Source organism: Lachnospiraceae bacterium JLR.KK002 (assembly GCA_036941025.1).
Classification (GTDB): domain Bacteria; phylum Bacillota; class Clostridia; order Lachnospirales; family Lachnospiraceae; genus Petralouisia.
Genome location: JAYMNP010000001.1, coordinates 1,191,347 through 1,211,112, shown reverse-complemented (window position 1 = coordinate 1,211,112; position 19,766 = coordinate 1,191,347). Strand labels below are relative to the sequence as shown.

Genomic DNA, 19,766 nt, shown 5'->3' with positions numbered 1-19,766 from the left:
ACATAAACCAAATATCCTCGTAAAAGGAAGACTATGAAAAAGCAGGTATGTATATGGTTACTGATTCTTACAGCAATGGTCTGCCTGATTACGGTCCTGACCGGACATATCCGGCAGATTGCGAAGATTACCCACCTTCTGGCGGGGGAAGATACCAGAGAACTCCTGCGGCAGCAGCAGGTCCCTTCCGAACAGTTTGAGGACTTCTGTGCCTTTGAAAAAGATACGAACTACACCCGTTACGATTATTTGCTGAGTTATCTTTTTACAGAAAAACAGGAAAAAAGCCAGCTGGAAGATTACCTGAACCTTCTTTATGAATATCAGCCTGAGAGAATCCGTGCTCTGGAACAGGCAGAACAGGCCATTTGGGAAGACCTGCGGTATTTTCCCGTTCCCCTGTCGGCAAGGGACAGTTCTCTGACCACCTCCTTCGAGAATTCCTGGATGTTTGACCGAAATTTCGGAGGAAACCGGGGCCATGAAGGAACCGATATCATGGCCTCTCTGAACCTGCGGGGCCATTATCCTGTCATCAGCATGACAGACGGCGTCGTGGAAAAAATCGGATGGCTGAAACTGGGAGGATACCGAATCGGAATCCGTTCTCCCCATGGCGGCTATTTTTACTACGCCCATCTCCATGATTATGCCAGGGACTTTCAGGAAGGGGACGAGATAAAGGCCGGAGAACTGCTGGGCTTTATGGGAGACAGCGGCTATGGAGAGGAAGAAGGCACTGTGGGAAAATTTGCAGTCCATCTTCATATGGGTATTTACATTGACGATGGAACGGGAAAGGAACTCAGCATTAACCCTTACTGGGTATTAAAATGGCTGGAGGATAAACGTCTGAACTATCAGTTTTCCTGAACCATTTCCACCGGAGAAACAGAAAGGATGTGCCATGCAGATCAGACTGGACAAATATCTTGCGGACATGGGAATCGGCACCCGCAGCCAGGTAAAACAGTACATACGCAAAAAGCAGGTTCTGGTAAACGGAATGCTTCCGGCAGGACCGGAACAGAAGATAATCCCGGATACGGACACGGTGTCCTTTCAGGGGCATGATATCCCTTATACCAGATACGAATACTTTCTGTTTTATAAACCCCAGGGCTGCGTCAGTGCAGTGAAAGACAATGTGCACAGAACAGTTCTTGAATATTTTCCGGAAAACCGCAAAAAAGGACTGTTTCCCGTGGGCAGGCTGGATTTGGACACGGAAGGTCTTATGCTGATTACCAATGACGGTACGCTGGCTCACAATCTTCTGGCTCCCGGAAAACATGTGCCAAAGACCTATTATGCCGAAGTTTCGGGCAGGGTGACAGAAGAAGATGTGAAACAGTTCTCCCAGGGGATTGATATCGGAGAAGCCAGGCCCACCCGGCCGGCAGAACTGAAACTTCTGCCTGAAAACCAGCCGGAAATTTCCCGGATTACCCTGACCATTACAGAAGGAAAATTCCATCAGGTAAAACGGATGTTTGAGGCAGTGGGCAAAAAAGTGCTGTATTTAAAGCGGATTTCCATGGGCAGCCTGGAGCTGGACGGCTCCCTGCAGCCGGGGGATTACCGGCCGCTGACTCAGGAAGAGTTGCAGAAGATAACGGAATACAGAGGGCCATCCAAAACGGAGGCTCCGGATACAGGAGGAAGCTATGAAAAAAATTGGCGTAATAACTGACAGTCACAGCGGAATTACACAAAAAGAGGCGGCGGAACTTGATATTCTGGTGCTGCCCATGCCCTTTTATTTTGACGATATATGCTACTATGAAGATGTGAACCTGTCCAGAGAAGCATTTTTCCAGAAACTGGACTCCGGCAGCGAGGTTTCCACTTCCCAGCCTTCTCCGGCGGAGGTTATGAAATTATGGGATAAAGGGATGGAAACCTGTGAACAGATTCTGTACATTCCCATCAGCAGCGGGCTGAGCGGCTCCTGCGGGGCAGCTCTGGGACTGGCACAGGAAGAACCTTATAATGGCAAAATCTTTGTGGTGGACAACGGAAGGGTATCCACAGCCCTGCACCGCTCCGTTCTGGATGCGCTGGAACTGATTGAGGAAGGCTATACTGCTCCGGAAATTAAAGAGATTCTGGAAGCATCCAGAGACAAAATGGTCATCTACGTGGGTGTGGAGACGCTGGAACACTTAAAGCGGGGCGGAAGAATATCCCCGGCCACAGCAGCCCTGGGCACTGTACTGAATATCAAACCGGTACTGAAATTTGATGTGGGCACCCTGGATACCTTTAAGAAATGCCATGGGACAGCCAGAGCCAGAAAAGCCATGATTGAAGCCATGCACCACGACCTGGAAACCACCTTCCGGGAGTGGCAGGAAAAGGGAGAAGTATATCTGCTGGCTGCCTCCAGCGCTTCCCAGGAAGCCACGGAAGAATGGCTGCGGGAAATCCGTGAGGCCTTTCCGGGCATGGAAGTATTATGTGACAATCTTTCCATGGGCGTCTCCTGCCATATCGGGCAGGGAGGCCTTGGCATCGGATGTTCCTGCCGGCCCAAAAGACTTTAAGGAGAACAGCACTATGTTAAAAAATATACGGTCGGTCATCTTTGACCTGGACGGAACTCTGGTGGACTCCATGTGGCTGTGGCATGACATAGACGTGGAATTTTTAGAACAGCGGGGTCTTACCCTGCCGGAAACCTACCAGCATGATATTGAAGGTATGAGTTTTACGGAAACCGCAGTCTATACCAGAGAACTGTTCCATCTTTCCGAAAGCGTAGAAGAACTGAAAGAAATCTGGAACCGGATGGCTATTCGGAAATATACATATGAAGTAAATTTCAAACCCGGTGCGGAAGAATTTCTGAAATACTGCAAACAGCAGGGAATTTCCACAGGTATTGCCACCAGCAATTCCAGAGAACTGGTGGACGCAGTGGCACAGGCCCTCCGCTTTGACGGTTATATTCAGGAAATTGTCACAGCCTGTGAGGTGAAACGTGGAAAGCCGGCGCCGGATGTATACCTGGAGGCAGCGGGACGTCTTGGGACAAAGCCGGAACACTGTCTGGTATTTGAAGACGTGCCCATGGGAATTCTGGCAGGAAAAAATGCAGGAATGCGGGTATGCGCCGTAGAAGATGAATTTTCCTCTGCTCAGAGACAGGAAAAACAGAATCTGGCAGATTACTATATCAATACTTACTATGAAGTCTTTTCTCCGTCCCAGGAGATGGAACCGGGTATTTTAGAACCCGCACTGAATATATAAGGAGACAGTATGGAACGGGATTTTCTGCCCATTTGCAGAGAAGATATGCAAAAACGGGGAATTACACAGTTTGATTTTGTGTATGTCATCGGGGACGCCTATGTGGATCACCCCTCGTTTGGACATGCCATTATCAGCCGCCTGCTGGAAGCCCACGGATATACAGTGGGTATCATTTCCCAGCCGGACTGGAAAAAGAAAGACAGCATTGCCATTTACGGGGAACCCAGACTGGCTTTCCTGGTCAGCGGAGGAAATATGGATTCCATGGTAAATCATTACAGTGTATCCGGACGCCGCCGGGATCATGACGCTTTTACCCCTGGAGGAATCATGGGAAAGCGGCCGGACTATGCAACAATTGTATATGGCAACCTGATACGCCAGACTTATAAAAAAACGCCCATTTTAATCGGCGGCGTGGAAGCCAGCCTGCGGAGACTGGCCCATTACGATTACTGGAGCAATAAAATCAGACGTTCCATCCTTCTGGACAGCGGCGCGGATATTCTGATGTACGGCATGGGAGAGCGCAGCATACTGGCTCTGGCAGAAGCGCTGGACAGCGGCCTGCCTGCGGAACAGATTACCTTTGTGGAAGGCACCGTATATAAAACCAGAAAAAAAGAAGATATCTATGGCGCCATATTCCTGCCGGAATTTGAAAAAACAGCACAGGATAAAAAGGTTTATGCCAGGAGCTTTTACCGGCAGTACACCAATACGGACCCATATTCCGGCAGGCGGCTGGCGGAAGAATATCTCAATCAGGTATATGTGGTGCAGAATCCCCCGGCCCATCCTCTGAGCCGGCAGGAGATGGACGACGTATACGCATTGCCTTATATGCGCACATACCATCCCTCTTATGAAAAAGCGGGAGGCGTACCTGCAATTTCCGAAATAAAATTCAGCCTTACCAGCAACCGGGGCTGTTTTGGCGGCTGCAATTTCTGTGCCCTGACCTTCCATCAGGGACGGATCATTCAGTCCAGAAGCCACGAATCCCTGCTCAGAGAGGCGGAACTTCTGATAAAGGACCGGGATTTTAAAGGATATATTCATGACGTGGGCGGCCCTACCGCCAATTTCCGTTTTCCCGCCTGTGAAAAGCAGCTTACAAAAGGCGTCTGCACCGACAGACAATGTCTGTTTCCGGAACCCTGCAGAAATCTGAAGGCTGACCACAGGGATTATCTTGACCTGCTTCGAAAACTCCGGAATCTTCCGGGTGTCAAAAAAGTATTTATCCGGTCCGGCATTCGATTTGATTATCTGCTGGCAGATTCCGACCATACATTTCTGAGAGAACTGTGTCAGTATCATGTAAGCGGACAGCTGAAAGTGGCGCCGGAACATATTTCTGACCAGGTATTGCAGTATATGGGCAAGCCGGAATCATCTGTGTACCGCAGATTCGTCCGGGAGTACGAGAATATGAACCGGAAGCTGCACAAAGAGCAGTACCTGGTGCCTTATCTCATGTCCTCTCATCCCGGCTCCACCTTACAGGAAGCGGTAGAACTGGCGGAATTCCTGCGGGAACTGGGATATATGCCTGAACAGGTGCAGGATTTCTACCCCACGCCTTCCACCATTTCCACCTGCATGTACTACACAGGGCTGGATCCCCGTACCATGGAACCGGTGTATGTGGCAAGAAATCCCCATGAAAAAGCCATGCAGCGGGCGCTGATACAGTATCGGGATGCGAAAAATTATGATCTGGTCCGGGAAGCCCTTCTGAAAACCGGGCGTCAGGATTTGATTGGGTTTGAGCGGTACTGTCTTATCAGGCCCCGGAAATTTTCAGAACAACATTCCGGCAAACAGCATAATATTCCGGAACAATGTTCCGGCAGGCAGCATAATATTCCGGAACAACGTTCCGGCAGGCAGCATAATATTCCGGAACAACGTTCCGGCAAACAGCGCAAATCCGGAAACAGAACGTCAGGCAGAACAGGAACCATCCGCAATATTCACAAGAGAAAAAAACAGGAGAAAAAACCATGAAAGAATTTCAGATTGGAAATAACGAAAAAGGCCAGCGTCTGGATAAATACCTGAAAAAACTCCTGTCCCAGGCGCCGGGCAGTTTTATTTATAAAATGCTCCGTAAGAAAAATATCACCCTCAACGGCAAAAAGGCAGACGGTTCCGAAAAACTGAACCTGGGCGATACGGTTACATTATTTCTGTCGGAGGAAACCCTGGCAAAATTTTCAAAAACTCCTTCCGTAACTTATCCCCGGATTTCTCTGAACATTATTTATGAGGATGAAGATATTCTGGTCATCAACAAACCGGCGGGTATGCTTTCTCAGAAAGGAAAATATTCGGATGTTTCCGCCAACGAATATATCATCGGCTACCTGCTGGGGAAACAGGAACTGAAAGAAGAAGATTTGAAAACTTTCCGTCCCTCTGTCTGCAACCGTCTGGACAGAAATACCTCCGGCCTTCTGATTGCCGGAAAAAGTCTGAAGGGCCTGCAGGAGCTGAGCGGACAGTTACAGGACCGTTCTGCCCGGAAATATTATCTCTGCCTTGTGAAAGGGAAGATTTCCGAAGCCCGGACACTGGAAGGATGGCTGTCAAAAGAGGAAGCCCAAAACCGGGTAACGGTATCCGAAACAGAAATTCCCGGCAGCAGATATATCCGCACAGCCTGCAAGCCGGTGGAAACTTTCACCGCCGGGCAGCAGGGAGATTTTACCCTTCTGAGCGTACGCCTGATTACCGGACGTTCTCATCAGATTCGGGCTCATCTGGCAGCCCTGGGATATCCCGTTCTGGGAGACCACAAATACGGTGACAAAATCATCAATGCCTGGGGATACCGGGAACTTGGCATCCAGTCCCAGCTGCTCCATGCCTCTCTGATAAAACTGGCGGACGGAACGGTTCTGGAAGCACCTGTCAGCGGTATTTTCCTGAAAACACTCCGCTATCTCAGAGAACACAGATAAAGGGGGATACTATTATGGCTACATGGAACTCCAGAGGCCTGCGCGGTTCCACACTGGAAGAATTTATCAATCTTACCAACGAAAAATATGCGGAACACGGGCTTGCACTGATTCAGAAAGTTCCCACACCCATCACACCCATCCGGATTGACAAAGACAGCAGGCACATTACTCTGGCCTATTTTGACCAGAAAAGTACCGTGGACTATATCGGAGCGGTACAGGGAATTCCGGTATGTTTTGACGCCAAGGAATGTCATACCGATACCTTTCCCCTGCAGAACATCCATCCCCACCAGATTCGGTTTATGGAAGCATTTGAGAAACAGAAAGGAATTTCCTTTCTGCTGATTTTTTATTCCCACAGAAATGAATTTTATTACCTGCGCCACAGAAAACTCATGGAATTCTGGAATCGGGCAGAAGCAGGAGGAAGAAAAAGTTTCCGGTATGAGGAACTGGAACCCGATTTCTTCCTCTCCTCCGGAGGCGGAATTCTGGTACCCTATCTGGAGCTTATGCAGCAGGATCTGGAAAAACGAAGTTGACAAACAACGTATTTTCTTATATAATATCATTGTTTTAGTAAGGTAGCATGGTAGCATACTAAAGTGTCCGGCAGTTTTCAGAGACGGCACTTTTCCATACAGGGATGAAAGGAACGACTATGAGACAGAAATTATTACATACCCCGGAAGGAGTCCGGGATATTTACAGCAGTGAATGCGCGCGAAAACAGGTGCTGCAAGAAAATCTCCATGAACTGCTGAAAAAGTACGGGTATCATACCATAGAGACGCCCACCTTTGAATTTTTTGATATTTTCAGCCGGGAAATCGGAACAACACCTTCCAGAGACTTATATAAATTCTTTGACCGGGAAGGCAATACACTGGTGCTCCGCCCGGATATTACCCCTTCCATTGCAAGATGTGCGGCAAAATATTACGGAGATGAAGCATTTCCGGTGCGGCTCTGTTACATGGGAAATACTTTTATCAACAACAGCAGCTATCAGGGCCGTCTGAAAGAAATTACCCAGTCAGGGGCAGAATTAATCGGAGACAATTCCGTAGCTGCCGACGGAGAAATTCTTGCCCTTGTGGTAAATGCCCTGAAAGTAGCAGGCCTGCAGGAATTTCAGATTGGCGTGGGCCATGTGGACTTTTTCCGGGGACTGGCCAAAGCCGCAGGGCTGGAAGAGGAAACGGAGCTGGAACTGGTGGAACTCATATCCAATAAAAACTTTTTCGGTGTGGAAGAACTGCTGGACTCCCTTCATCTGTCCGGAGATTTGCGGGAATTATTTTCCATGCTGGGAAATATCTGCATGTCCGAAGAACTGTTGCTGAGAGCAAAAAAACTGTCTGCTTCTTATCCGGATGTTCTCCACGCTCTGGAACATCTGGAGGAACTGACTCAGGTATTAAAATATTACGGTGTGGAAAAATACATTTCCATTGAGCCTGGTATGCTGAGCACCTATCATTATTATACCGGAATTATTTTTTCCGGCTACACCTTTGGAAGCGGCGAACCGGTGGTAAAAGGCGGGCGTTATGACAAATTGCTCACTTATTTTGGGAAAGATGCACCTGCCATCGGTTTTGCAGTAGTCGTAGACCAGCTTCTGGCCGCATTATCCAGACAGAAAACGGACATCCCCGTCAGTAATAACGGAATTCTGCTGGTATACCAGGAATCCAGACAGGAAGAAGCCATCCGTCAGGCAAACGCTCTGCGCAGCCAGGGCAGCCAGGTTTCTCTGGTACGGTGGCAGGAAACAAAAGCACGGGAAGACTACCAGTCCTATGCGGACCGTATGAATATGACGGACGTTCAGTTTCTGTGCTGATACCGTAAGACCGTATCAGCCGAGTATCAGCTGAATGTCAGCTGAAATGTAAAAAGAAAGGATAAAACATGGATACCAGAGAGGAACAGAGATATTTAACCTTTGCACTGGGAAAGGGCAGGCTGGCCAGGCAGGCACTGGCCGCTTTTGAAAAAACAGGCATCACCTGCCAGGAAATGAAGGATAAAGACACCAGGAAACTGATTTTTGTCAACGAAGAACTGAAGCTGAAATTCTTCCTGGCCAAAGGGCCGGACGTGCCCACCTATGTGGAGTACGGTGCAGCGGATATTGGGATTGTGGGAAAGGACACCATTCTGGAAGAAGGCAGAAATATTTATGAAGTGCTGGATTTGGGATTTGGAAAATGCCGGATGTGCGTCTGCGGCCCGAAAGAAGCAGAAGAACTTCTGAAACACCATGAACTGATTCGCGTTGCCACCAAATATCCCAGAATTGCCAAAAATTATTTTTATAACCGGAAACATCAGACAGTGGAAATTATCAAGCTGAACGGTTCCATTGAACTGGCTCCCATTGTAGGACTGTCCGAAGTTATTGTGGATATCGTGGAGACAGGTTCCACCCTGCGGGAAAACGGCCTTCATGTACTGGAGGAAGTATGTCCCCTCTCTGCAAGAATGGTGGTGAACCAGGTCAGTATGAAAATGGAACATGAAAGAATTACGAAAATAATTCAGGATTTAAAGGGGATTTTATAATATTAATTCAGGATTTAAAACTGCCTGTAAAATTCACTTTTAATTTTTCTCTGAATTGCAGGATATATTTTTATATAATTCAGAATTGACTTTTTCTTTAAGTTTAGAATATGCAGGAATCCAGGGAGGATATTATGAGAATATTAAAATTAACCAGGGACACAAAAGAGAATCTTCTGGAAGATTTATTAAAGAGAAGTCCCAACAACTACCAGCAGTATGAAGCAACCGTCAACAACATTATTGCTGAAGTGCGCGAGAAAAAGGATGAAGCATTGTTCGCCTGTACGAAACAGTTTGACGGAGCTGAAATCAATAAAGAAAATATCCGGGTAACGGAAGAAGAAATCCGGGAGGCATATCGTCTTACGGATGCAAAACTTCTGGACGTGATGAAAAAATCACTGGAAAACATTCGGGCCTATCACGAAAAACAGAAGCAGTACAGCTGGTTCGACAGCCGGCCCGACGGCGTGCTGCTGGGCCAGAAAGTAACAGCCCTTTCCCGTGTGGGCGTATATGTGCCTGGGGGAAAGGCCGCCTATCCATCTTCCGTTCTTATGAATATCATTCCGGCAAAGGTTGCAGGTGTGGAAAAAATTGTGATGGTAACTCCCTGTAACCGGGACGGAAAAGTCAATCCCGCCACACTGGCCGCCGCTGATCTGGCAGGAGCAGATGAAATTTACAAAGCAGGAGGAGCCCAGGCTGTTGCGGCTCTCGCTTTCGGAACGGAATCCATACCGAAAGTGGATAAAATTACAGGCCCCGGCAATATTTATGTGGCCCTGGCCAAAAAAGCAGTATTCGGCCATGTAAGCATTGATTCCATCGCCGGCCCCAGCGAAATTCTGATTCTGGCAGATGAAACAGCCAATCCCCGGTATGTGGCCGCCGATTTGTTATCCCAGGCAGAGCACGATGAACTGGCCAGCGCCATCCTGATTACCACCAGCCAGGCCCTGGCAGAGCAGGTTTCCCGTGAAGTGGATTGTTTTACCGCCGCCCTTTCCAGAAAAGAGATTATCGAAAAATCTCTGGAAAACTACGGTTATATCCTGGTTGCGGATACCATGGAAGAAGCTGTGGAAACTGCCAATGAAATTGCTTCCGAACATCTTGAGATTTTAACAGCAAGCCCATTTGAAACCATGATGAAAATTAAAAATGCCGGAGCTATTTTCCTGGGAGACTACGCCAGCGAACCTCTGGGAGATTATTTTGCCGGGCCTAATCATGTACTGCCCACCAACGGTACGGCAAAATTTTTCTCCCCTCTGGGAGTAGATGATTTTATCAAAAAATCCAGCATTATTTCCTGTTCCAGAGAAGCTCTGGAGCCGGTTTACCAGGATATTGTACAATTTGCCACATCTGAACAGTTGACGGCTCACGCAAATTCGATTAAAGTAAGGTTTGAGGATTAAAATAAGTCCGTTTTGGATGAATGCAGGAAGGAGAACGCTATGCCAGGAGACAGAACTGCCAGACAGCACCGGAAAACAAAAGAGACAGATATCAGCCTGACCCTGAACCTGGATGGCAGCGGAACTACTCAGCTGAATACAGGAATCGGTTTTTTTGACCACATGCTGGACGGATTTGCCCGTCATGGTTTTTTTGACCTTAAGGTTCAGGTTACCGGAGATCTGATTGTGGATACCCACCATACCATTGAAGATACGGGGATTGTGCTGGGAAACGCCATACGGATTGCACTGAGGGATAAAAGGGGAATCAGACGCTACGGAAGCTGTATCCTGCCCATGGACGAAACGCTGGTGCTCTGCGCCATAGACTTAAGCGGAAGACCTTATTTTTCTTTTGAAGGGGAATTTACCGCTGAACGGGTAGGCTACATGGAAACAGAAATGGTCCGGGAATTCTTTTATGCCATTTCCTACAGCGCAGGCATGAACCTGCACATGAAGCTCTTAAACGGCTCCAACAACCATCATATGATTGAAGGGCTGTTTAAATCCTTTGGAAGGGCGCTGGATGAAGCCACTTTAAGAGACCCAAGAATTAAAGATATTATGTCAACGAAAGGTAGTTTATAGGTGAAAATATGGAACATAAGAACCTGATTGCCACCATGTACCTGAAAAACGGCATGGCAGTCAAAGGGAAAAATAATCCGGAAAGTGCCGGAGACTGGAAAAAACTGGCCAGAATATACAACGACAGCGGTGTGGACAAACTTTACATTTTTGATTTGTCAGAGACAGATGAGGAACATGATACCAACCTCCATACCATTAAAGAACTGAGCCGGCTGGTGGAAATCCCCATCTACGGAGCCGGAACCATTACCAGACTGGAAGATATTAAGAAATTACTTTATGCCGGCTGCAGAGGAACTATTTTAGACAGCTCCAGACATGAGACCATTCAGCTTGCAGAAGAAGCCTCTCATCGGTTCGGACGGGAAAAGCTGCTGATTTCCATGGAAAACGTGGATTTAATGTTCAAGCACAAAAAAGAAGTGGAAGAACATGTACACAAACTGGTTGTACTGAATGAAACCATTATAGAATCTCTGGAAAATATTACGAACCTTCCTTTCAGCGTACTTGTGGAGGGCTATGACAAAGAACACTGGGTGGAAATCCTGAAAAAAGACTGCGTAACCGGAATCGGCGGTGGCTATGTCAGCAATCCCGACACTTATATCACAGAACTGAAACAGACTCTGGCAGCCGAAGGGATTGAGACCAAGAAATTTGAATCCTCCATGGAATGGTCGGAATTTAAGCTGAACAGCGACGGCCTCCTTCCGGTTATCGTCCAGGATTACCGGACAGCGGAAGTGCTGATGATGGCTTACATGAACGAGGAATCTTTCAAAACCACCCTGTCCCTTGGCAAGATGACCTACTACAGCAGAAGCAGGCAGAAACTCTGGATGAAAGGAGAAACTTCCGGTCATTATCAGTATGTCAAGTCTCTGACCATTGACTGTGACAAAGACACCCTTCTGGCAAAAGTATCTCAGGTAGGGGCAGCCTGCCATACGGGCAATGCAACCTGCTTTTTCCAGGAACTTGTGAAAAAAGAATTTACCACCAAAAATCCCCTGAGAATTTTTGAAGATGTCTATGATGTAATTCAGGACCGTAAAATCCATCCCAAAGAAGGCTCCTATACCAACTATCTGTTTGATAAAGGAATTGACAAAATTCTGAAGAAAATAGGAGAGGAAGCTACGGAAATTGTAATTGCCGCCAAGAATCCGGAAAAAGAAGAAATCAAATACGAAATTTCAGATTTGCTGTACCACATGATGGTATTGATGGTGGAAAAAGAAGTAACCTGGGAAGATATTGTGGAAGAACTGAACCAGCGTTAGAAGTTTACATAAATGTTTTATGTAAACCTGTGAGGGATGTATGTCGGAATTAATATCCATGAGGAATAATTGAAGGAATTCAGCGATTTTTTAAAAAATTGAACAGGAAGAAGGTCGTTACAAAATGCTGCTTGTAGCATTTTGTAACGACCTTTTTTTATTCATACTTCCAGCTCCTCCTGATTGAAATATCAATAATCTCTTTTTCATTCATTTTGCCACCATCCTTTCCCTGCCTTCAGGTCTCTTCCTCAAGGCATATTATACCATAAAAATACGTTTTTTCCAGACTTGAAATAACAACATATACATGTTACATTATATCACGTTACGATTTACCCGTCATCTGAAAAGGAGGAACTGCCATGGATAAAAACAGTAAAGGGACTATGTCAGAGTATTTCATGGAAGCAGGCAGAAAAATACAGATATCCAACGTACTGGAAACCAACCGGTATACGGAAAAATTCGGTCTTACACTGACGCCGGAAGATGTGGAACTGCTGGTTGCGGAGCAGAAGCAGACCCTGAAAGAGCAGAAGCGCGTGGAATTTTCTGAGAGCATTCTCCCAAAGATTATTTATGAATTCTGTGACTCTGATTATATTACAATGGATAATTATACCGAAACCATCATTCGACTTCAGGAAATCTTTTATCACTACAAGAATGAAATGCTGGACGAGATTACTGACACGGAGTTGCTCCATTTTATGAAAGAACAGTTTGAGACTGTCTGTTCCGGAGATCCGGAATACCTGGAAGGCACCTGTCTGAATATCTTTGCCCAGGCCATCCGGGCGGGTTACCGCGGATATGAGGGAAGTGACGGATATGCAGAATATGAACAGTTTGATGAAGTACAGCGATGGGACAGAGAAGTGTATCTGTATACTCTATATGAACTTCTTTCCTGACATTTTATAAAATCCTGTTTTAAATTTATCTATTTTAACAAAGAATGGAGGAGCATTATGTGCAGATTAAATTTTAAAATGGAAGAACTGATTCCGGTTGTGGCAAAACTGGCGGGGCAGTACACCGGATTTGAGAGTACATCTGTCACTTATGAAAGAGCCGAACAGCTCATGGAAGCTGTGCTGTACTGTATCCGGGAATACGAAAACACCGGAACAGAAACCCTCCTGCCGGAAAACATTTTGGCCGAAGAGGCTTACAGGCAGGGTTTCCATCTTGTACAGGAAAAAGCGCAGGAGCTCCGGAAACTCTGCAATTCTCTCACGCCATTTTTCAGGACGTACGGAAATATCTGCCTTAAAGATACCATTTTAAAAGGAATCCCGGAATTTTTCAAGTGGTATGATATGAAATTTGCTCCCATGGACACCATCATTACCCTGGATTATCCCGTTCCCGCGGATCTCAGTGCATATTCCGGTGTTGACACGGTATATGAATACATAAAAATCATTTATCAGGAACAGCGCTTTTTGCAGACAATGGATGCGTCCTATATCAGGCAGGTGCTGGAACATTCCCTGGGCGATTACGAAAACAGTGTGGAAAATCTGGGAAACGCTGTCTTTTTAAACCTGATGGTTCATATTATGCTGAAAAAACCTCTGGAAACCGCAGGCTTTACGGAATCAGAGCGACAGCAGATTATAAAATGGTGCGAGCCTCTGACTTACGATGAACTGGAAATACATCTGGCAGAACTTACGGTAAAATTTGCAGAGACATACTGGCAGAGGGATTCAGATATTACGGCATATCTGAAAAGCCATGTGAAAGACGTAGCAGTGCGGATAAAAAACGGACAATTCTGAAAAAACATGTATTTTTCCAATGCTTTTCTACTAAACTGTAACAAAGAATTTTTCAGGAGAAGCCATGATAAAATCAATGGAAGAAACTGTTACAGAGCGGAGAGATTATGTAGACCGGATTCGGGAATCTTTTTATCGGGAAGTACCGGACCGGAGAAAGGGCGGTGCAGCGAGAGAAAACCCGCAGGAGGAAATCCATTTTTCCAGCCTTGGCCTGCGGACCATGATAGCCGTTCTGATTTTTGCCGCCTTTGTGTACTGCGACCAGAAGCAGATTACTTTTCAGCAGTATAAGACCCAGGACGTCTGGGAACAGCTGGAATGGAATCCCCTGCCAGTGGAAGAACTGGAAGAAGTGTTTCATATCAGTATGGAGGCAGGCAGTAAACAGAAGTAACAGATAATATGCACAGTTTATGTGGAAACAGATGTATATAAAGAAAGTTTTTTACCATACTGTTACACAAATCGAGGTGGAGAATGAACTGCATAACATGGATATGGCATTGGATTACATTGCTTATAATTAAACCGGGAGGGAAATAATCTCTCTCGGTTTTTGGGAATTTCTTAAGGGTTTCAATTATTGACTTTTTTGTTGTATTGACTTTTTTGTTGTAAGGATAAGGTAAAAAGTATATAATATGAATAAAAACATACTTGTAAAAATAAGGAGATGATTGCTAGGACAATGATAAAGGTAGAAATTGATGTACCAGAAGAATTGTACCGTATACAGTGCCGGAAGATAAAGAGGCACAAATAACAAGAAATGCAATGCTGGTCTGCCCTTATATCAGAAATGGTGTCATGTCTCATGGAAAGGCAGCAGAAATGCTTGGGCTTCATAAGATTGACTTAATTGCATTGTATGGCAAATTAGGTCTGCCATATTTTGATGAAACGGAAGAAGAATTTGAAGAAAATTTGGCAGTATTAAAAAAATTAAGAGGTACGACCGTATGATTGTTGTTTCAGATACAACACCGATTATTTCTCTGATGAAAGCTGGAAAATTAGAATTGTTGTAAAAACTGTTTCGTGTTGTTTATATTCCTGAGACAGTATATCTGGAATTGACAGATAATAAAGCATTTTGTAAAGAAATAAAAATGATACAGGAGTGTGAATTTTTGTATGTAGAGAAAGTGAACAATGAGAAATCCGTTACCATTTTGCGAAATTTTACCGGATTAGATACCGGAGAAAGTGAAGCAATTATTCTGGCAGATGAAAAGCATTCAGATGTATTGTTGATGGACGAGCATAAAGGCAGGCAGGTTGCCAGGAAAATGGGCATAACAACTACCGGCACGATTGGAATTCTGACACAGGCATTTGATGAAGGGATGCTGACAAAGGAAGATGTGGAAAAATGTATTGAGCGGCTGAAGGAAAATGGAATACGGATCAGTGAGAAGCTGTATCAGAAATTGAGGAAATATATTACATAATGATTAGGATTGTTATAATGGTCTGAGCAACATACTCTGAAAAGGAATGAAAAATATGAAACAATTAGCACTGAGCGATGAAATACTCCTGAATATTGACAAACCTGCCCGATACATCGGCAACGAAGTCAATATGGTCAGAAAAAATCCGGAAACCGTGGCCATCCGGTTTGCCATGTGTTTTCCGGATGTATACGAAATCGGCATGTCCCATCTGGGCATCCAGATTTTATATGATATGTTCAACAAACGGGAGGATGTATACTGCGAACGGGTCTATTCCCCCTGGAGCGACCTGCACAGCATTATGAAAGAGCAGCAGATTCCCCTGTTTACACTGGAAACCCAGTCTCCGGTGAAAGATATGGATTTCCTTGGTATCACCATACAGTACGAAATGTGTTATACTAATATTCTTCAAATTCTGGACTTAAGCAATATCCCTTTTTCGGCCGAAAGCCGCACGGGGGAACATCCCATTGTCATCGGCGGCGGCCCCTGCACGTACAATCCGGAACCCCTGGCCGAGTTCTTTGACCTGTTTTACATCGGAGAGGGAGAAACACGATACGACGATTTGTTTGATTTATACAAATCCATGAAATCCCAGGGCGCAGACCGCAGGGAATTTTTACGTGCCGCCAGCCATCTGCCGGGCATCTATGTTCCTTCCCTTTACCAGGTGGAATATGGGGAGGACGGAACCATTGCGGCTTTTCATCCAAAATATGAAGATGTGCCGGCCACGGTAAAAAAAGAAATCCAGATGGATATCAGCCATACCCATTATCCCCGTAACCCCCTGGTTCCTTTTATAAAAGCAACCCAGGACCGGGTGGTGCTGGAAATTCAGCGGGGATGTATCCGGGGCTGCCGGTTCTGCCAGGCAGGCATGATTTACCGGCCCACCAGAGAACGTGACGTGAACATGTTAAAGGAATGGGCCCGTGAAATGCTGGAAAACACCGGACATGAAGAAATCTCTTTAAGTTCGTTAAGTTCCAGTGATTACAGCCATCTCCCTGAACTGATAAATTACCTGATGGACGCCAAAGAACAGGGCGTCAACATTTCCCTTCCTTCCCTGCGCATTGACGCATTTTCTCTGGATGTTATGAGTAAAGTTCAGGATATCCGGAAAAGCAGCCTGACCTTTGCACCGGAAGCAGGCTCTCAAAGACTGAGAAATGTAATAAACAAAGGCCTCACCGAAGAAGTGATTCTGGAAGGCGCAGGCCTTGCCTTTGCAGGGGGCTGGCAGAAAGTCAAGCTGTATTTTATGCTGGGGCTGCCCACGGAAACAGAGGAAGACCGAAAGGAAATCCCCCGGCTTGCAGACAAAATTGCCCGCAGATATTATGAAATTCCCAAAGACCGGCGCAACGGAAAATGCCAGATTACCATCAGCACTTCCTTTTTCGTGCCTAAACCCTTTACGCCATTTCAGTGGGCGCCCATGCTGAAACAGGAAGATTATCTGGCCTGTGCCGGAACAGTCAATGAAGAAGTGAAAGAACAGTTAAACCGGAAGAGTTTAAAGTACAACTGGCATGAAGCTGACGTTACGGTTCTGGAAGGCGTTTTTGCCAGAGGGGACCGGAGAGTGGGACAGGTTCTGGTCAGGGCATATGAAAAAGGCTGCATATTCGACGCCTGGAGCGAATTTTTTGATAACCAAAAATGGATGGAGGCTTTTGAGGAATGCGGGATTTCCATTGATTTTTACAATCTGCGTACCAGAAGCACCGGCGAAATCCTGCCTTGGGATTTTATTGATTGCGGCGTTTCAAAAGAATTTTTGAAAAGAGAATGGGAACGGGCGCAAAAGGGAGAAGTGACGCCAAACTGCAGACAGCAGTGCAATGGCTGCGGCGCCGCTGTGTGGAAAGGAGGTGTCTGCATTGAACATCAGAATTAAATTTCAGAAATACGGGGTAATGAAATTTGTGGGACATCTGGATATGATGCGCTATTTCCAGAAAGCCATCCGGCGGGCGGGGATTGACATTTCCTATTCCGAAGGCTACAGCCCCCATCAGATTATGTCCTTTGCAGCGCCCCTGGGCGTGGGCGTCACCAGCGACGGAGAATACTTTGATATCGAAGTAAAATCTTCCAAATCCAGCCAGGAATCCCTGGAAGACTTAAACCGTGTTATGGTGGAAGGAATCTCTGTTCTGGAATACAAAAAGCTGCCGGATACAGCCAAGACCGCCATGTCTCTGGTGGCAGCCGCCGATTATCTCCTGTATGCCGGAGAGGAACAGAAAGGACTTTTTTCCTCACCGGAACGTCTCAGGCAGCAGATTCATGATTTTTATGAGGGCCAGCCGGAAATTCTGATTACCAAACAGACCAAAAAAAGCCGGATGGAGTTAAACTTAAAGCCCTTAATCTATGAGATGAAGATGGTAAACCTCCAGGAAGAATACCCGAATCTGAAAGAGACTCCTGCCGGAAATCATGGAATCTTCTTAAGGGTATGTACCGGAAGCAGCGACAATATTAAGCCGGAACTTGTACTGGAAGCCTTCAGCAGATTCTGCAATCAGGATTATGAGCCCTGGGACATTCAGATACATCGTCTTGAAGTTTATGCAAAATCGGAAGAAATTCCTGTAAAAGGAGAGCAGGAGCGGAAATTATACGAAAAATACCTGAAACAGTTAAAGCAATCCTGGACAGAAAAAAAGAAAACATTTCCGGAATTTTTCGCACTGGGAGAATTAGGTGAGGACATTATTTATGGGAACGACATTGCTGGTGACCAGGCTTAAGTGGAATAACAGAACTTATATTGCAACTGCACTTTATCAGGGAAAAAAAATACTGGAACTTCATCTGGAACCTGACGGGCAGCAGAGCATTCTGGGAAATATTTATGTGGGCCGGGTAAAAAATATCGTAAAAAACCTGAACGCCGCCTTTATTGAGATTGCTCCGGGCACATCCTGTTACTATCCTCTGGAAGAACTGAAACATCCTCTGTATGTGAAAAAGATTAACAGCCCCAGGCTGGTACAGGGAGACGAACTTGTGGTACAGGTATCTCAGGAAAGCAGCAAATCCAAACCTCCCAGAGTCACCACCAACCTGAACCTCACAGGAAATTATCTTGTTCTGACCAGTGAGAATATCACTCTGGGTATTTCCAGAAAACTGGACGAAGAAAAGCGGGAAGAATTAAGGCAGGATTTAACTTTTGAGAAAAACAGTGATTTTGGAATAATTGTCCGCACAAATGCAGCATTTGCTTCCAGACAGGAGATTTTAAATGAGTATGAGAAATTAAAGGAAGAGTTTATATATCTTAAGAAGACCGCTCCCTGCCGCACCGTTTTTTCCTGCCTGAAAGAGAGTACGCCGGAATATCTCCATGTCCTTCAGGGCCTGAACCGCTCACAGCTGGAAACAGTAATTACCGACGACCGGGAACTTTCAGAAAAAATCAGCTCTTATTTTGAACATGCCCAACCGGAAGAAAAACAGAAACTTACTTTTTATGAAGACAGCCTGTTAAGCCTGAACAAACTTTACCATCTGGACATCCGGCTGCAGGAAGCCCTTCAGGAAAAGGTATGGCTGAAATCCGGAGGCTATTTAATTATACAGCCCACGGAGGCTTTAACGGTAGTGGATGTAAATTCAGGCAAAAGCATTTCCGGAAAACAGGCGCAGGAACATTACCTTAAGATTAATCTGGAGGCTGCCTGGGAGCTGGCGCGTCAGCTCAGGCTCCGCAATCTTTCCGGTATCATTATTATAGATTTTATTGACATGAAGTCCGCAGAGGCCCAGGAACTTCTGATGCAGACATTGCGCAGCGCAGTCCGCACAGATTCTGTCCCGGTTCAGGTAGTGGACCGGACAAAACTGAACCTTGTGGAAGTGACACGGAAAAAAGTCAGAAAATCTCTGGCAGAACAGGTAAAAAACCATTGACTTGTCAGCATTTTTATGCTATTCTCTATGAGTATGCCGCACAGTGAGGTTTGAAAGACTGCAGTTGCAGCACCATAACTGGCGAGTAATGATAATAGGAGGTGCCATATGTACGCAATTATAGCAACAGGTGGTAAACAGTACAAAGTATCTGAAGGCGATATCATTACCATTGAAAAACTTGGTCTGGAAGCTGGTGAAAAAGTTACTTTTGACGATGTACTGGCAGTAAACGACGGTTCTCTGAAAGTTGGAACAGATGCAGCAAACGCAACTGTTGAGGCTTCCGTAGTGGAAAACGGAAGAGGAAAGAAAGTCATCGTTTACAAGTATAAGAGAAAAACCGGCTATCACAAGAAGAACGGTCACAGACAGTCCTTCACCAAAGTAAAGATTGAAAAGATTAATGGTTAAGTGACAGGAATAT

At 45.8% G+C, this 19,766-nt stretch carries 21 protein-coding genes; all 21 read left to right on the top strand.

The genetic code is table 11. The features are described 5' to 3' along the window. Window positions 1-33 precede the first annotated feature (33 nt). The gene (locus VSQ32_05890) at window positions 34-873 is read left to right on the top strand and encodes a M23 family metallopeptidase (protein MEH2942400.1); all 840 of its coding nucleotides are present in this window, start codon (window positions 34-36) and stop codon (window positions 871-873) included. Window positions 874-907: 34 nt separating this feature from the next. After that, complete coding sequence (locus VSQ32_05885) at window positions 908-1,693, top strand: pseudouridine synthase (GenBank protein MEH2942399.1); 786 nt, start codon at window positions 908-910, stop codon at window positions 1,691-1,693. Next, window positions 1,668-2,546 (top strand): DegV family protein, encoded by an 879-nt coding sequence (locus tag VSQ32_05880; GenBank protein MEH2942398.1) that lies wholly within the window; start codon window positions 1,668-1,670, stop codon window positions 2,544-2,546. Before VSQ32_05885 ends, VSQ32_05880 begins: the two co-directional genes overlap by 26 nt. Window positions 2,547-2,559: 13 nt before the next feature. Further along, complete coding sequence (locus tag VSQ32_05875; protein ID MEH2942397.1) at window positions 2,560-3,255, top strand: HAD family phosphatase; 696 nt, start codon at window positions 2,560-2,562, stop codon at window positions 3,253-3,255. 9 nt (window positions 3,256-3,264) lie between these two features. Continuing rightward, the gene (locus VSQ32_05870) at window positions 3,265-5,271 is read left to right on the top strand and encodes a YgiQ family radical SAM protein (GenBank protein ID MEH2942396.1); all 2,007 of its coding nucleotides are present in this window, start codon (window positions 3,265-3,267) and stop codon (window positions 5,269-5,271) included. After that, window positions 5,268-6,227: an RluA family pseudouridine synthase gene (locus VSQ32_05865; GenBank protein MEH2942395.1), complete on the top strand. Its 960-nt coding sequence runs from the start codon at window positions 5,268-5,270 to the stop codon at window positions 6,225-6,227. The genes VSQ32_05870 and VSQ32_05865 overlap by 4 nt, the downstream gene beginning before the upstream one ends. 14 nt (window positions 6,228-6,241) lie before the next feature. Next, complete coding sequence (locus tag VSQ32_05860; protein ID MEH2942394.1) at window positions 6,242-6,775, top strand: Holliday junction resolvase RecU; 534 nt, start codon at window positions 6,242-6,244, stop codon at window positions 6,773-6,775. Window positions 6,776-6,894: 119 nt separating this feature from the next. Then, window positions 6,895-8,082 (top strand): ATP phosphoribosyltransferase regulatory subunit, encoded by a 1,188-nt coding sequence (gene hisZ, locus VSQ32_05855; protein MEH2942393.1) that lies wholly within the window; start codon window positions 6,895-6,897, stop codon window positions 8,080-8,082. Window positions 8,083-8,150: 68 nt separating this feature from the next. Then, window positions 8,151-8,804, top strand: a complete 654-nt coding sequence (hisG, locus tag VSQ32_05850; GenBank protein MEH2942392.1) for an ATP phosphoribosyltransferase — start codon at window positions 8,151-8,153, stop codon at window positions 8,802-8,804. A 134-nt stretch (window positions 8,805-8,938) separates the two neighbouring features. After that, the gene (hisD, locus tag VSQ32_05845; GenBank protein ID MEH2942391.1) at window positions 8,939-10,231 is read left to right on the top strand and encodes a histidinol dehydrogenase; all 1,293 of its coding nucleotides are present in this window, start codon (window positions 8,939-8,941) and stop codon (window positions 10,229-10,231) included. 39 nt (window positions 10,232-10,270) lie between these two features. Continuing rightward, on the top strand, window positions 10,271-10,864 hold the full coding sequence (hisB, locus tag VSQ32_05840) for an imidazoleglycerol-phosphate dehydratase HisB (protein MEH2942390.1): 594 nt from the start codon (window positions 10,271-10,273) through the stop codon (window positions 10,862-10,864). Window positions 10,865-10,872: 8 nt separating this feature from the next. Continuing rightward, window positions 10,873-12,153, top strand: a complete 1,281-nt coding sequence (gene hisIE / locus VSQ32_05835) for a bifunctional phosphoribosyl-AMP cyclohydrolase/phosphoribosyl-ATP diphosphatase HisIE (protein MEH2942389.1) — start codon at window positions 10,873-10,875, stop codon at window positions 12,151-12,153. 365 nt (window positions 12,154-12,518) lie between these two features. After that, window positions 12,519-13,070, top strand: a complete 552-nt coding sequence (locus VSQ32_05830; GenBank protein MEH2942388.1) for a DUF6323 family protein — start codon at window positions 12,519-12,521, stop codon at window positions 13,068-13,070. 57 nt (window positions 13,071-13,127) lie between these two features. Continuing rightward, the gene (locus VSQ32_05825) at window positions 13,128-13,943 is read left to right on the top strand and encodes a DUF6179 domain-containing protein (protein MEH2942387.1); all 816 of its coding nucleotides are present in this window, start codon (window positions 13,128-13,130) and stop codon (window positions 13,941-13,943) included. A gap of 64 nt (window positions 13,944-14,007) precedes the next feature. Further along, a complete protein-coding gene (locus VSQ32_05820; protein MEH2942386.1) occupies window positions 14,008-14,340 on the top strand; it encodes a hypothetical protein in 333 nt (110 codons plus the stop codon). A gap of 341 nt (window positions 14,341-14,681) precedes the next feature. Then, window positions 14,682-14,909 carry a UPF0175 family protein gene (locus VSQ32_05815; protein ID MEH2942385.1) on the top strand — a complete coding sequence of 76 codons (228 nt, stop codon included), beginning with the start codon at window positions 14,682-14,684 and terminating at the stop codon, window positions 14,907-14,909. 167 nt (window positions 14,910-15,076) lie between these two features. Further along, a complete protein-coding gene (locus tag VSQ32_05810) occupies window positions 15,077-15,397 on the top strand; it encodes a DUF3368 domain-containing protein (GenBank protein ID MEH2942384.1) in 321 nt (106 codons plus the stop codon). Window positions 15,398-15,452: 55 nt separating this feature from the next. Beyond that, window positions 15,453-17,315 (top strand): TIGR03960 family B12-binding radical SAM protein, encoded by a 1,863-nt coding sequence (locus VSQ32_05805; GenBank protein ID MEH2942383.1) that lies wholly within the window; start codon window positions 15,453-15,455, stop codon window positions 17,313-17,315. Then, entirely contained in the window at window positions 17,299-18,174 is an 876-nt protein-coding gene (locus VSQ32_05800; protein MEH2942382.1) for a TIGR03936 family radical SAM-associated protein, read from the top strand. The genes VSQ32_05805 and VSQ32_05800 overlap by 17 nt, the downstream gene beginning before the upstream one ends. Continuing rightward, entirely contained in the window at window positions 18,143-19,339 is a 1,197-nt protein-coding gene (locus tag VSQ32_05795) for a ribonuclease E/G (protein MEH2942381.1), read from the top strand. Before VSQ32_05800 ends, VSQ32_05795 begins: the two co-directional genes overlap by 32 nt. 108 nt (window positions 19,340-19,447) lie before the next feature. Further along, window positions 19,448-19,753 carry a 50S ribosomal protein L21 gene (gene rplU, locus VSQ32_05790; protein ID MEH2942380.1) on the top strand — a complete coding sequence of 102 codons (306 nt, stop codon included), beginning with the start codon at window positions 19,448-19,450 and terminating at the stop codon, window positions 19,751-19,753. The last annotated feature ends 13 nt before the right edge of the window (window positions 19,754-19,766 follow it).